Here is a 12,527-nt window from a genome sequence, read left to right as displayed (position 1 = left end):
GGACGACGGCCGCCGGAACCGGCTGCCGGAGCCGGGCCCCGCAGCCGGCGTGCGGCGCCGGACCGGGCCCCGGGGCTCCCGGTCCGCCCCTCAGCGGACGATGTGCTCCATCAGCAGCTCGTTGACCCGGTCCGCGCGCTCCACCCCTAGGAGGTGCGCGGCTCCGGGGACCACCTCGAACCGGGCGTCGGGGAGCCCGTCGGCGAGCCTGCGCCCGTGGCCCGGGGGCAGCAGCGGGTCGTGGGCGGCCGACGCGACCAGGGTGGGCACCCGTACTTCGGCGGCCAGGTGGCGCTGGTCCAGCTTCGCGACCGCGTCGCACACCGAGGCGTACCCGCCCGGGTCGAGCCGGCCGAAGTCCTCGGTGAACCTGGCCACGACCTCGGGTCGGTCCTCGGCCATGTCGGGGGTGAACCACGGCCGCATGACGTCGGCGGCCACCGACTCCAGGCCGACCTCCCGCACCCGCGAGGCGATCCGGTCCCACCTGTGGACGGCGGGCGTGCGCGGGGCCGCGGCGAGCAGCGCCAGGCGGTCCAGGCTCCGGGGTGAGTTCGCCGCGATCCACACCAGCAGCGCGGACCCCAGCCCCGCGCCGACGGCCGACACCCGTGAGAAGCCCCGGTCCTCGAGGACGCCGAGCAGGTCCAGGGCGAGGTCCGCCACCGTGCAGGGCCCCGCCGGGGCCGGTGAGGAGCCGTGGCCGCGGTGGTTGACCCGCAGGACCTGGAGGTCGCGGGTGAGCTCCGGCATCTGCGGCTCCCAGACCGACATCGTCGTGCCGAAGGGCGGCACGAGCAGGACGACGGGCGCGTGCCTGGGGCCGTCGATTCGGTACTGGAGCGGGATCAGGGCCATGGAACCTCCGGGTCGCCAGAACGCCAGGTTATCCGTTGTCCTCTCGGGGGTTCCAGGAAAGCCCCTGCCTACCGCGGCAAGTGGAGGACAGTGCTTGACCTCCACGGTTCCTAGGGTGGTGACCACGAGCTTCGGTGCGACGGAAAGCGGTGGTCATGACGGTGACGGCGACGGAGAAGGTCCTGGACGCGGAGCGCGCGTCCCTCCTCCGCTCCCTGGGGGAGCAGCGCGACTTCCTGCGCTTCACCCTCCGGGGGCTGGACGACGAGCAGGCGGCGCGGCGCACCACGGTGAGCGAGCTGACCCTCGGGGGACTGCTCAAGCACGTGGTGTCGACGGAGCGCAGCTGGGCCGACTTCATCCGGAACGGCCCCGCGCCGACGGCGGTGGACTACGAGGACCCGTCCACCTGGCAGGAGCACGCGGACAGCTTCCGGCTGCTGGACGGGGAGACCCTCGCCGGCGTCCTGGAGGACTACGAGCTGGCGGCCGGGGAGACGGAGCGGCTGGTGGCCGAACTGCCCGACCTGGAGGTCTCGCACCCGCTCCCGAGCGCGCCGTGGTTCCCGGAGGGGGGATCCTGGACGGCCCGCGACGTGCTGCTGCACATCATCCGCGAGACCGCGCAGCACTGCGGCCACGCCGACATCGTCCGCGAGGGCCTGGACGGCCAGAAGACCATGGGCTGACCCCGGCCCCCGACCGATCGCGGACACGCGACACGCTGTTTCATGGTGATGTACATGGCATATGCTCAACATGTACATCACCATGAAACGGAGTCCGACATGAGCCTGACCCAGGTCGACATCGACGACGAGGCCCTTCGTGAGGCCATGAGACTCTCCGGCGCCTCGACCAAGAAGGAGACGGTCAACCTCGCCCTCAGGGAATACGCGGCCAGACACCGTCGCATAGCCGCCCTGGAACACTTCTCCGCCCTCTCCCAGGACTGGGATTACGAGAGCTGGCAGAAGAGGCGCTCCGCAGAGAAGGGGGGCGGGGAGTGATCAGGTATCTGATCGACTCGTCCGCCCTGTGGCGGATCCTGAGGGACCCGAAACACAGGGACGCCTGGCGCGACGTCGTCGTCGAGGGGGCGGTGGGGTCCTGTGCCGTCCAACGTACGGAATTCCGCCGCTCCGCACGCAATCTCGACGAGTACGAGCAGTTCAACGAGATGTTCGGGATCCTGCACCCGGACGTGCCCACACCGAAGAGCGCCTGGCAGTGGGTGGAGTCCGCGCAATACCGGCTCCTCCGGGGCGGCGCGCACCGGGCGATGTCCTCGGTGGACCTGCTCATCGCCGCGACGGCGGCACACCACGGTCTTGTCGTCCTGCACGACGACAACGACTTCGCGACGGCGGCACACCACCTCACCGACCTGCGCGAGCGATCCGTCCGGAACACACCCTGAGACCGGCCGCGGACACGCGACGGGGCGGGCCCACCGACCGATGGGCCCGCCCCGGAAGAAAGGCGGCGAGGGTCGCTCCCGCATCCCCCCTCAAAGTACGGAAGCAACCCTCGCCTGGGAAGCGGCCAGCGACTCCTCCCCCCGGGAGTCGCGGCCTGTAAGGTCTGCCGCGGATCGACCCTGTCGTTCCGCGTTGATGACGACACTACCCACCCCAACCTCGAAGAACAACCCTCAGTCACGAGAAACTACTTAAAGTGATCGTCATTGCTGGGCAGGCCGCAGCCCAAGGGCTTCGGGGCATCGTCAACCAGGGGTCATGACGGCCCGCCCGGAGGCCGCGCATAGCCTGGACCGGTGAGATCTCCGCTCCTCAGCCCTCGCTGGCTCGGCATCCACCTGGTCGCCCTGCTGGTCGTCCTGGTGTGCGCCACCGGCACCTCGTGGCAGTTCGTCCGCGCCTTCGAGCCCGACCGGGAGGTGATCACCAACCCGGTCGAGGACCTGGCCTCCGCCCGCCCCGTCGAGGACCTGCTGGAACCCGGCGCGTACATGCACCCGGACTCCTTCGCGAACCAGGCGGTCGAGGCCACGGGCCGCTACGACACCGCCGAGCAGCTCCTGGTGCCCCGGGTCGTGGACGGGGTCCTGGGGCACGACGTCATCCTGCCGCTGGTCACCGAGGACGGCAGCGCCGTCACCGTCAACCGCGGCTGGGCCGAGGAGGGGCAGGACATCCCCGGGGCCCCCGGCGGCGAGGTCACCGTCACGGGCTGGCTGCTGCCGCCCGTCGGGGCCGAGGGGGTCGTCCCCGTCGAGGTGTCCGAGGGACAGGTCGAGCGCATCGCGGCGTCCGTCCTGGTCCAGGAGTGGGACCACCCCCTCTACGAGGGCTACGTCACCCTGCCCGGGCAGGACCCGGCCACGGACTCCCTCGTCCCGGTGCCGCCGCCCGAGCCGCCCACCGAGGTCGAGGTCAACTGGCGCAGCCTCAGCTACACGGTGCAGTGGGCGATGTTCGGCGTCTCAGCGGTGGTCTTCTGGATCATCCTCATGCGCCGGGAACTGGCGGAGGCCCGCTCCCGGCGGGAGCGGGCCTCCGACGGGGAGGGGCAGGAGGGTCAGCCCGCGGTCGCGGGCTCCTGAGCCCGCTCGCCCGCGGCAGCCTCCTTGGCCTGCTCGGACCTGACGATCCGGTGCTCGACGACGAACCCGACCACGGGGACGGTGCCGGCCAGGGCCACGCCGAGGGTGCGGGCGGCGCTCCAGCGCCGGTCCAGCGCGACCCACAGCACCGCGAAGACGTACACCATGTAGATGTAGCCGTGCGGCATGGCGATGAAGAGCATCAGCGGCGACTCGGGGCCGAACCAGTGCTCCAGCCCCTGCGGCGCCGGCATGAGGGAGAAGCGGGCCGTCTCACCGACCAGGTACTTGGCGGGCATGGCCACGAAGGTCAGCCCGATCAGGAAAACGCCGGTCACGTACGCGAGCACCCTGTACAGCCCGAACGACACACGCCTCTTGTCCACCGCTACCTCACACGCTTCGTCAGACTTCCGCCCCGAGGAGGGTCGGGGTCCCTCCTCGAGGCTAAACGCTGTCCGCGGCCACGGCCCCCCGGGGTGGACGAGGCCGGACAATCTCACATCGCCGCAGTTCAGCTCTTGTTGGACGTGCGGTCCGGGCTGCTCCACCGCCCGTCGGAGTCGGTGGTCCACGCCTTGGAGATCATGCGCAGCGACAGGTAGGCGTCCACCAGCCTGATCGGGAAGAAGAACAGGCCGTACAGCAGGTAGGACGGCCGCCGCCGGACCACGGTCAGCAGGCAGGTGAGCATGTAGTCCGGGATGAACAGGCCGATCGCGATCGCCGTCAGCGGCAGGAGCGCCGACACCGCCGTGAAGGCCCCTCCGAAGAACGGCAGCGTCCCGAAGGGCTCGCCGCCGAGCGTTCCCACGAGCACGAACACCCCGAGGAGCGCGGTGAGCAGCAGGACCGCGGAGACCAGCACGACCTCGACGACGTAGAGCGCGAGGAACGCCCAGAAGACGCTCGGCCAGATCCCGTGCCTGCGGATGGTCTGCCAGAAGCCGAGCGTCCACCGGCCGACCTGCTTGTAGTAGTCCCCGAACGTGAAGGGGTCCTGACTGTAGGCCTTGGTGTCGGGGTTCATCGAGATGCGCCCGAGGCGCTTGTGGTGCACCTCGAAGGTCATGTTGAAGTCCTCGATCACCAGCCCCGGGGGGTTGACGTCGATCTCCCGCAGAGCCTCGCTGCGGTAGACGCTGGCGAAGCCCGGCACGATGAACGCCGTGTTGGCGTGCCGCCAGGTCTGCCCGAACCGCATGAGGTACTGGAGCATGAAGTACAGGCGGTCCCGGTAGGCGGAGATGGTCCTGCCGACGAGGGTCCGCTCCCGCGGCTTCCACTCCGAGACGACGAAGCCCGCGACGGCGGCGACCGAAGGGTCCTCCAGCTGGCGCCTGGCCCCCTCCACGTACCCCGGGTCGAGTTCGGTGTCGGCGTCCAGGATGAGGACACCGCCGTAGTTCTCGGTCAGGGAGAACTCCTCGATGACCGCCTCGATGGCGCCGGCCTTGCCGCGGTTGGTGAGCAGTTCGAGCACGTTGACGCCGGTCCTGGCGGCGATCTCCGCCGTGGCGTCCTTGGAGGAGTCCGAGACCACGTAGACGTCCCAGCGGTCGAACAGGCTCAGCGCCGACCCGATGGCCGCGTGGATGACGGGTTCCTCGTTGTGCGCGGGGATGACGACCGCCAGGGAGATACCGGGGTCGTCGCCCCGCGCGCCCCCGGGCCGCCCGGAAGCGTGACGCCCCGCCGGCCGGACGGGACCGCCCGCTCCGGGGGGACCGGCTTCGGAGGCGCCGGCTTCGGAGGCGCCCGCGGCGACCAGGACCCGCTCCGGCGGGGCGGCCCCGACCGCCCGGCCCCGGCGGGCGCGCGGCCGCACCACCGCGCGGACCGAGTCCTCGCCCAGGCGCAGGAGGCCGGCGGCGGTCCACAGGAGGAGGTTGGCGCCGAACGCCAGCCACAGGAACACGTAGCCGAACGCGCCCAGTCCCGCGGCGGCCGCCATGTCCGCGGCGAAGGCGAACCAGTAGACGAAGAGTGCGACGGCAAGGACCAGGGCGATCAACCCGGTCAACAGGCCACCGATGAAACGCGCGATACGCACAGCCCTAGGACCTCTCCGAAAGATATCGGTTTTCGGACCGACATGAACCCGCAAATCCAGCGTTAGGTTGACGCCCTACGGCACTGAGTGGTTGACCCTGGTTCGCGTCCTATGTAGGCCACGCAAATCGTATACACGGGCTTGCGTGAGGTGGTACCCATTAGAAGATATTTGTGAGGAGGGCCGGGGTAGCGCGGTACGCACTTCGGTTTATACCGGGCTGCCCGAAAACTCGGACAATCCTCACCAAAGGTGCCCCACGGAGAGAAGGAGAACGCTCGGCGTGATCGGCGGCTTACCCTCCCCCTCGCCTGATCCGACCCGCGGCAAGCAGAACAGCAGGCCCATGAGCAACACTGCCACCAGTAACAACATCGGGGCACCCGACTCGGTCACGCGGGTGGCACTCCACCAGCCGCACTACCTGCCCTGGCTGGGCCTCATCGACAAGATCGACCGATCCGACCTTTTCGTCGTATTGGACACGGTGCAGTTTGAACGGCGCGGTTGGCAGAACCGCAACTATGTCGCGGGGCGTGACAAGCCCGTCCTGCTCACCGTGCCGGTCAACCAGGGCAACCGCGATGATCGCATACTGGACAAGCGCATTGACAACGGGCGCCGATGGAGGATCAGGCACTACAAGGCACTCTCGGAACACTGTTACCGCAGAGCGCCGTACTGGCGCGAATACCGCGACGAGATCGCCCATCTGTACGAAACGGAGTGGGACGGCCTCGCGGAGCTCGCCACGGAGACGACCCGCATGCTGATGCGCTGCTTCGGGATCGACACCCCGGTGCTGCTCGCCAGCGAGATCGGGGACTTCCCGGGGCGCAAGAGCGAGCTGCTCGCCCAGATCTGCGCCAAGACCGGCGCGGACATCATGCTCTCGGGGGACGGCGCCAGGGACTACCTGGACACCGGGGCCCTGCGCCGCTACGGGATCGGCGTCGAATGGCAGGACTTCCGGCATCCGGTGTACCCGCAGCACCTGCCCGCCGGCCCCGGCTTCGTGCCGCGCCTGTCGGCGATCGACCTCCTCCTCAACGCCGGGCCGGACGCGCTCCACGTGCTCCGGCAGGCACGGACACGGAGCTGACCGCGTGTCGGCACCCCTCCCGCGACCGCGGGCACGGGACCGCTCCACGGGTTCGGGACAACCACGATCGCCCCCACCTCGGCAAAGGACGGCACACCGGCATGACGACGGACTGGTCCCAGGAACGGATCCTGGTCTACGCCCCCCACCCGGACGACGAGACGCTCGGTTGCGGCGGCCTCATGAGCAAGGCCAAGAGCGCCGGAGCCGAGGTGTTCGTCCAGTTCCTCACCGTCGGGGACACCGCCGACCAGTCGCCGAAGGGCTTCTCCACCGCCGAGGAGCGCTACGCGGAGATCAAGAAGGTCTCCGACCACTTCCGCTGGGACGACTGGCACATGGCCCTCCCCGGCGACGCCCACCACCTGCGGCTCGACACCGTCGCCCGGGTGGACCTGACCCGGCTGATCGAGCGGGAGAGCCCCCTGTCGGTCGAACGGCTCCGGCCGACCGTGGTGCTCGCGCCGCACCGCACCAGCTACAACCAGGACCACCAGGCCACCGCGGAGGCCGTGCACACCGCCCTGCGCCCCTCCGACACCGCCCTGCGCCACCACCCGCGCCTGGTGCTGGCCTACGAGGAGGCCGCCGACCAGTGGCGGTCGGAGCCGGTGGCGCCGCCGAACCTCGTCGTCGAACTCGACGAGTCCCAACTGGCGGACAAGCTCCACGCCATGGAGCTGTACGGCTCGCAGAGCCACAGGCACCCGCACACGCGCTCCGAACCGACCCTGCGCAGCCTCGCCGTGCTCCGCGGCATGCAGGCCGGGGTCGCGCTCGGGGAGGGGTTCCACGTGCTCCGCTGCCTGGCCTGAACGACCGGGCCCCGTCCCGGTCCACCTACTTCTCCGACACGCGCCCCGCTCGCGCAACGCTGGAAGCACCTCAACGCACACCGCTCAGTGGAGGGGAAACCATGAAGGCTGTAGTGACCGGAGGAGCCGGGTTCATCGGCTCTCACCTGTGCGACCACCTGGTCGCGCAGGGACACCGGGTGACGGTCCTGGACGACCTGTCGACCGGTTCCGCCGCGAACCTCTCCCGGGTGGAGGGCTCACCCGGATTCCGCTTCGTGCGCGGGGACGTCCTGGACAGGGAGCTGGTCGACGCGCTGGTCGCGGAGGCGGACACCGTGTTCCACCTCGCCGCGGCCGTCGGCGTCTACAACATCGTCGACAACCCGCTGCGCTCCCTGCGGATCAACCTGCACGGGACGGAGAACGTGGTGGAGTCGGCGGTCGCGCACCGCGTGCCGTACATGATCGCGTCCACCAGCGAGGTCTACGGCAAGAACGACGCCGACGGGCTCAAGGAGGGCGACGACCGGATCTACGGGTCCGCGACCAAGAGCCGGTGGTCCTACGCCGCGGCCAAGGGGCTGGACGAGCTGATCGCCTACGTGCACGGGACCGAGTCCGGGGTCCCGTGCGTCATCGCCCGCTTCTTCAACGTGGTCGGCCCCCGGCAGACCGGCCGCTACGGCATGGTCGTCCCCCGGTTCGTCGACCAGGCGATGGCCGGGGAGCCGATCACCGTGTACGGCACCGGGACGCAGCGCCGCTGCTTCGGCTCGGTGTTCGACGTGGTGCCCGGCCTCCTGAGACTGATGGAGACCCCCGAGGCCTACAACCAGGCCGTCAACCTGGGGGGCCACGAGGAGATCTCGATCAAGGGCCTGGCCGACCGGGTCGTCGAGCTCACCGGTTCCGCGAGCCCGATCACCTACATCGACTACGAGGAGGCGTACGGGGAGGGCTACGAGGACATGCAGCGCCGCTACCCCGACACCTCCCTGGCCGGGCGCCTGGTCGGCTACCGGCCCGAGCGCGACCTCAACGACATCATCCGGTCGATCGTGGAGCACCGGAGCACGGCGCCGCCCGTGCCCGCCCCCGCGTAGGAACCCGGCCGGTCCGGCACGGGGCGCCTCCCCGCCCCAGCCGGCTCCGACGCAGGGACCCCGGACACCGCGCCCGGGAGGGGTTGCCGCCCGCTCCGGCGGACCCCCGGCGCGCGCCGCGCCCGCGGAGGGACAGGAGTGACGGCGCCGGACCCCGCCGACCAGCCCGACCAGGGCATAGGGGCAGGACGCCACGGGACGCCGGGACCGGCCCCTCAGGAGCCCGCCAGCACCGTCAGCACCAGGACCGCGCTCAGCGCGAGCACAGTCGAGCACAGGAGCGCCATGGCCCACGGCCTGGCGACGGACAGCGGGGGCCCGCCCGTCCCCGGGTCCCGGGTGCCGTAGCCGATCCGGCGCCAGCGCCACCACAGGTGGAAGCCGAGCACGGAGCACATGACCAGCAGCGCGGCCGCCGTGGCCACGCGCACCGGCGGGGACGCCTGGAGGACGCTGTCGACGTCGTTCGTGAGCGAGCCGCGCATGAACAGCAGGCCCACCACGGCGAGGAGGATGAGCGTCCGCTGCCACGACATCAGGGTGCGTTCGGGCTGCAGCCCGGGGTCGTCGCGGTCGACGGGCGCGTTCACAGGAGGTTGCCCAGCAGGACGAGGGCGCACACCAGCCCCACCGCGAACGTGGTGACCAGGGGGAGCAGGCTCAGCCGCAGGGTCCCGCCCCGGCTCATGATCCTCTGCACGCGGTACCAGCGCAGCGGCGCGTAGACCGTGATGACACCGGCGAGCGCCGCGAGCAGCAGGCCGACCGCGGTGCGGGGCCACTCCGCCCATCCCAGGGGGAGCAGGTGCAGCACCGCGACGGCTCCGGCGAGGAGGGCCAGGGACGTCCTGACCCAGGCGAGGAAGGTGCGCTCGTTCGCGAGGGTGAACCGGTAGTCGACGTCCCACTCCCGGGCGCCGTCCCCGGGCGCCGCATCGTCCTTCACGGCCACCCCCGTCCACCTGGCGCTCTGCGCGCTCCGTCCCGTCCGGCCACGGTTCCCCACGAGGAACCCGAGCCCCTCCGACCGACCCTAGTCGCCAGGCTCCTTTCCTCCCAAACAGGTATGCAACACGTGTTGTGTCGGAAACCTCTTGTCCTGGACACGGGTCCGTGGCCCCGGGAACGCATGCGGAACAAACGAGTGGGCACGACCGCTGTAGGACTGAGAGATGGCGGTTGGCCGACGGTCGACACCAACCAACGAAGAGATCAGGAGACCACGTGCCCACGGTCGAGCTCACCAAGGACAACTTCGCGGAGACGCTGAAGGACAACGACTTCGTCCTCATCGACTTCTGGGCGGACTGGTGCGGTCCCTGCCGGCAGTTCGCCCCGGTCTTCGAGAAGTCCGCGGACACCCACACCGACATCGTGCACGCCAAGGTGGACACCGAGGCGCAGCGCGAGCTGGCTTTCGAGTTCAAGATCCAGTCCATCCCGACGCTGATGATCGTGCGCGAGCGCACCGTCATCTACAACGAGCCCGGCGCTCTGCCCTCCGAGGCGTTGGAGAGCCTGATCACCCAGGCCAAGGAGCTGGACATGGACGAGGTGCGCCAGAAGATCACCGAGCAGGGCGGCGACGCCCCGGAGTAACCGGGCGGCGCCGGGAAGACCCCGCGCCCGGCCCTCCCGCGACGGCGGGAGGGCCGGGCGTCCGCGTGTCCGGGCACGGGACCGCCACGCCCGCGCCCGCCTTCGGTGACGGAAGGGCAACGTTCCGCGTTCGGAACGCCTCCGAGTTCACCGCCCACGTTCACCTTCGCCACGAGGATCGTTCACTCGGCCTTCATGTGGACGGATTTGCATGGTATTCGACCGCGCTCCGCCGGTTCTGCCCCCCATGACCGCGCAAGCACCGTCCGACCCGGAAGTGGACCCATGTCTGTCAGCAACACCGCGTCCCCTCGCGGCACCGATCGCGGCACCGAGTCCGGTCGCGGCGTCGCACCCGACACCGTCCGGTACAACCGCGAGGTCCCCGACCTCGGAGACCCCGTCTTCGACGTCTCCGGCCTCTCGATCCACTACGGGTCCAACAAGGCCGTGCGCGACGTGAACCTCAAGGTCGGACCGCGCCAGATCACCGCGATGATCGGCCCGTCCGGCTGCGGCAAGAGCACCGTCCTGCGGACCCTCAACCGGATGAACGACCTCATCCCGGGCGCCCGCATCGAGGGGCGGGTGACCTACCACGGCGAGGACCTGTACGCCTCGGAGGTCGACCCGATCGAGGTGCGCCGCCGGATCGGCATGGTCTTCCAGAAGCCCAACCCGTTCCCGAAGTCGATCTACGACAACGTGGCCTACGGCCCGCGCATCAACGGCGCCCGCGGCAACATGGACGACCTGGTCGAGGAGACGCTGACCAAGGCCGCCCTGTGGGACGAGGTCAAGGACAAGCTCAAGGAGAGCGCGTTCGCCCTCTCCGGCGGCCAGCAGCAGCGCCTGTGCATCGCGCGCACGATCGCGGTGAACCCCGAGGTGATCCTGATGGACGAGCCGTGCTCCGCGCTCGACCCCATCGCGACCCTCAAGATCGAGGACCTGATGTACCAGCTGGCCAGCGAGTACACCATCGTCATCGTGACCCACAACATGCAGCAGGCCGCGCGCGTGTCCGACCGGACCGCGTTCTTCACCGCCGGGGTGGACGACGCGGGCGACCGCTACGGCAGCCTCGTCGAGTACGACGAGACCACCACGATCTTCAGCAAGCCGTCCGACCAGAGGACCGAGGACTATATCGCTGGTCGTTTCGGCTGATCGGCCTGAGCCGTCCCCGCCGGGGCGACCAGCGATGGTGGGCCGCTTCGGCTGATCGGCTCTGCGGTCCTGACAGCCCCACCGGGGCGACCAGCGATGGTGGGCCGCTTCGGCTGATCGGCCCAAGCCGTCCCCAACGGGGCGACCAGCGATGGTGGGCCGCTTCGGCCGATCGGCCCGGGCGCCCGGCGACGGGACGGTCTGCCGGACCGGCCGCGACGGGGCCGCCCCTCTCACGCACCTTCGACGAAGTGGACCCCCATGCCCGCGCTCACGCCCTCCGCGTCCGTCCCCTCTCCCACCCCGGGCGCCCTGGGCGACGCGGACCCGGTCGAGCGCCCGGACCGGTGGGAGGGCCCGCTGCGGGTCCTGCTGGTCGAACCGGAGTCGGAGCAGTCCCACCAGCTGGTGCTGTCGCTGAGCGGCCACGACGTGGACATCACGGTGTGCGTGGACGGCGCGGAGGCGCTGCTGCGGGTGGGGATGATGCGTCCGGACACGCTGGTGACCAGCGCGAACCCGCCCGAGGTGGACCTGGAGACGCTGGTGCGGGTCACCCGCCGGGCGACCGAGATCCCGATACTCATCGGGGTGGGGCCGGGCGACTCCCAGCGGGCGATGAGGGCGCTGGCGGCCGGCGCGACGGCGTGCGTGAGCCGCCCCTACCGGATCCCGGAACTGGCGGCCCTGCTGCGCGGTTCGCTCCCCGGCGCGGACGGGGGCGGACCGGACGGCGGGGCGTCGCCGTCCGCGCTCCGCTCGGGGGCACTGGAGCTCGACGCCCTGGGACACCGGCTGTTCGTGGACGGCAACCCGGTCAACCTGGCCCTGCGCGAGTTCGGGATCATGGACTTCCTGCTGCGCAACAACGGACGGGTGGTCAGCCGCGAGGAGCTGTGGACCGAGGTGTGGCACAAGCCCCTGCCTCCGGTGAACAACACGATCGCCGTGCACATCCGCCGCCTGAGACACAAGCTGGGCGACTCCGAGGCCCAGCCCCGGTTCATCCACACGGTGCGCGGAATCGGCTACCGGCTCGATACCGCGAATGGTGGCTGACCACATACGAAAAGCTGCCGACGAACATCCAGGGTCCTCCAGCGGGCGCCGGAGCGACCCATTGTTCATGTAGGCGTCACTTCGCCGATCGACACACGTGAAGGTGAACCGAAGGGCAACCGGACACGTCACCTTCCTTGCCGGTCGGTCACGGCGAAAACCGCGCAGGAGTCGGCATACCCGCAGGTCATCACAGCGAGTCCCGGGCACATGACAGAAG

The 12,527-nt window shown here is 70.2% G+C and carries 15 protein-coding genes; 10 read left to right on the top strand and 5 right to left on the bottom strand.

Annotation, left to right across the window (positions count from 1 at the left end):
* Window positions 1-90: 90 nt before the first annotated feature.
* Window positions 91-858 carry an alpha/beta fold hydrolase gene (locus tag ACQPYD_RS01325; protein WP_433699414.1) on the bottom strand — a complete coding sequence of 256 codons (768 nt, stop codon included), beginning with the start codon at window positions 856-858 and terminating at the stop codon, window positions 91-93.
* Window positions 859-1,007: 149 nt separating this feature from the next.
* Here ACQPYD_RS01325 and ACQPYD_RS01320 point away from each other — a divergent pair, with 149 nt between their 5' ends.
* The 4 genes from ACQPYD_RS01320 (at window position 1,008) to ACQPYD_RS01305 (ending at window position 3,424) form a co-directional block, all read left to right on the top strand.
* Window positions 1,008-1,547 carry a DinB family protein gene (locus tag ACQPYD_RS01320; RefSeq protein WP_433701913.1) on the top strand — a complete coding sequence of 180 codons (540 nt, stop codon included), beginning with the start codon at window positions 1,008-1,010 and terminating at the stop codon, window positions 1,545-1,547.
* 99 nt (window positions 1,548-1,646) lie between these two features.
* Window positions 1,647-1,868 carry a type II toxin-antitoxin system VapB family antitoxin gene (locus tag ACQPYD_RS01315; protein ID WP_402915099.1) on the top strand — a complete coding sequence of 74 codons (222 nt, stop codon included), beginning with the start codon at window positions 1,647-1,649 and terminating at the stop codon, window positions 1,866-1,868.
* Window positions 1,865-2,278, top strand: coding sequence for a PIN domain-containing protein (locus ACQPYD_RS01310; protein WP_433699413.1), 414 nt, complete (start codon window positions 1,865-1,867; stop codon window positions 2,276-2,278). The genes ACQPYD_RS01315 and ACQPYD_RS01310 overlap by 4 nt, the downstream gene beginning before the upstream one ends.
* A 357-nt stretch (window positions 2,279-2,635) precedes the next feature.
* On the top strand, window positions 2,636-3,424 hold the full coding sequence (locus ACQPYD_RS01305; RefSeq protein WP_433699412.1) for an SURF1 family protein: 789 nt from the start codon (window positions 2,636-2,638) through the stop codon (window positions 3,422-3,424).
* On the opposite strand, the gene ACQPYD_RS01300 is transcribed toward ACQPYD_RS01305, so the two are convergent.
* A complete protein-coding gene (locus ACQPYD_RS01300) occupies window positions 3,400-3,810 on the bottom strand; it encodes a DUF3817 domain-containing protein (protein WP_267947584.1) in 411 nt (136 codons plus the stop codon). The two genes, ACQPYD_RS01305 and ACQPYD_RS01300, sit on opposite strands and share 25 nt — an antisense overlap.
* Before the next feature lie 128 nt (window positions 3,811-3,938).
* Entirely contained in the window at window positions 3,939-5,477 is a 1,539-nt protein-coding gene (locus ACQPYD_RS01295; RefSeq protein ID WP_433699411.1) for a glycosyltransferase family 2 protein, read from the bottom strand.
* Between the two features lie 346 nt (window positions 5,478-5,823).
* On the opposite strand from ACQPYD_RS01295, the gene ACQPYD_RS01290 reads away from it, so the two are divergent.
* The 3 genes from ACQPYD_RS01290 to ACQPYD_RS01280 all read left to right on the top strand — a co-directional run bounded on the left by ACQPYD_RS01290 (window position 5,824) and on the right by ACQPYD_RS01280 (window position 8,479).
* Window positions 5,824-6,579 carry a WbqC family protein gene (locus ACQPYD_RS01290; protein WP_433699410.1) on the top strand — a complete coding sequence of 252 codons (756 nt, stop codon included), beginning with the start codon at window positions 5,824-5,826 and terminating at the stop codon, window positions 6,577-6,579.
* Window positions 6,580-6,680: 101 nt separating this feature from the next.
* Window positions 6,681-7,394, top strand: coding sequence for a PIG-L deacetylase family protein (locus tag ACQPYD_RS01285; protein WP_267947582.1), 714 nt, complete (start codon window positions 6,681-6,683; stop codon window positions 7,392-7,394).
* A gap of 101 nt (window positions 7,395-7,495) precedes the next feature.
* Window positions 7,496-8,479, top strand: a complete 984-nt coding sequence (locus ACQPYD_RS01280) for an NAD-dependent epimerase/dehydratase family protein (RefSeq protein ID WP_433699409.1) — start codon at window positions 7,496-7,498, stop codon at window positions 8,477-8,479.
* A gap of 215 nt (window positions 8,480-8,694) precedes the next feature.
* Here ACQPYD_RS01280 and ACQPYD_RS01275 read toward each other — a convergent pair whose 3' ends face one another.
* Window positions 8,695-9,069 carry a DUF202 domain-containing protein gene (locus tag ACQPYD_RS01275; RefSeq protein ID WP_433699408.1) on the bottom strand — a complete coding sequence of 125 codons (375 nt, stop codon included), beginning with the start codon at window positions 9,067-9,069 and terminating at the stop codon, window positions 8,695-8,697.
* A complete protein-coding gene (locus ACQPYD_RS01270) occupies window positions 9,066-9,431 on the bottom strand; it encodes a YidH family protein (protein WP_433699407.1) in 366 nt (121 codons plus the stop codon). Before ACQPYD_RS01270 ends, ACQPYD_RS01275 begins: the two co-directional genes overlap by 4 nt.
* Window positions 9,432-9,703: 272 nt before the next feature.
* Between ACQPYD_RS01270 and trxA the strand changes: the two genes are divergently transcribed.
* The 3 genes from trxA (at window position 9,704) to ACQPYD_RS01255 (ending at window position 12,307) form a co-directional block, all read left to right on the top strand.
* Window positions 9,704-10,078, top strand: a complete 375-nt coding sequence (gene trxA, locus ACQPYD_RS01265; protein WP_267947578.1) for a thioredoxin — start codon at window positions 9,704-9,706, stop codon at window positions 10,076-10,078.
* Between the two features lie 285 nt (window positions 10,079-10,363).
* Window positions 10,364-11,248, top strand: coding sequence for a phosphate ABC transporter ATP-binding protein PstB (pstB, locus tag ACQPYD_RS01260; RefSeq protein ID WP_433699406.1), 885 nt, complete (start codon window positions 10,364-10,366; stop codon window positions 11,246-11,248).
* Between the two features lie 261 nt (window positions 11,249-11,509).
* Window positions 11,510-12,307 (top strand): response regulator transcription factor, encoded by a 798-nt coding sequence (locus ACQPYD_RS01255; RefSeq protein ID WP_433699405.1) that lies wholly within the window; start codon window positions 11,510-11,512, stop codon window positions 12,305-12,307.
* The last annotated feature ends 220 nt before the right edge of the window (window positions 12,308-12,527 follow it).

Origin of the sequence: Nocardiopsis sp. CA-288880 (assembly GCF_050955985.1) — a bacterium.
GTDB lineage: Bacteria > Actinomycetota > Actinomycetes > Streptosporangiales > Streptosporangiaceae > Nocardiopsis > Nocardiopsis tropica.
The sequence above is the reverse complement of the archived record's forward strand: the minus strand, read 5'-3'. Positions and strand labels throughout refer to the sequence as shown.

What these genes read in the sequence shown, in the direction of transcription:
- ACQPYD_RS01325 (WP_433699414.1), bottom strand. Translation starts at nt 858, where the DNA reads ATGGCCCTGATCCCGCTCCAGTACCGAATCGACGGCCCCAGGCACGCG.
- ACQPYD_RS01280 (WP_433699409.1), top strand. Translation starts at nt 7,496, where the DNA reads ATGAAGGCTGTAGTGACCGGAGGAGCCGGGTTCATCGGCTCTCACCTG.
- pstB (WP_433699406.1), top strand. Translation starts at nt 10,364, where the DNA reads ATGTCTGTCAGCAACACCGCGTCCCCTCGCGGCACCGATCGCGGCACC.
- ACQPYD_RS01290 (WP_433699410.1), top strand. Translation starts at nt 5,824, where the DNA reads ATGAGCAACACTGCCACCAGTAACAACATCGGGGCACCCGACTCGGTC.
- ACQPYD_RS01255 (WP_433699405.1), top strand. Translation starts at nt 11,510, where the DNA reads ATGCCCGCGCTCACGCCCTCCGCGTCCGTCCCCTCTCCCACCCCGGGC.
- ACQPYD_RS01285 (WP_267947582.1), top strand. Translation starts at nt 6,681, where the DNA reads ATGACGACGGACTGGTCCCAGGAACGGATCCTGGTCTACGCCCCCCAC.
- ACQPYD_RS01315 (WP_402915099.1), top strand. Translation starts at nt 1,647, where the DNA reads ATGAGCCTGACCCAGGTCGACATCGACGACGAGGCCCTTCGTGAGGCC.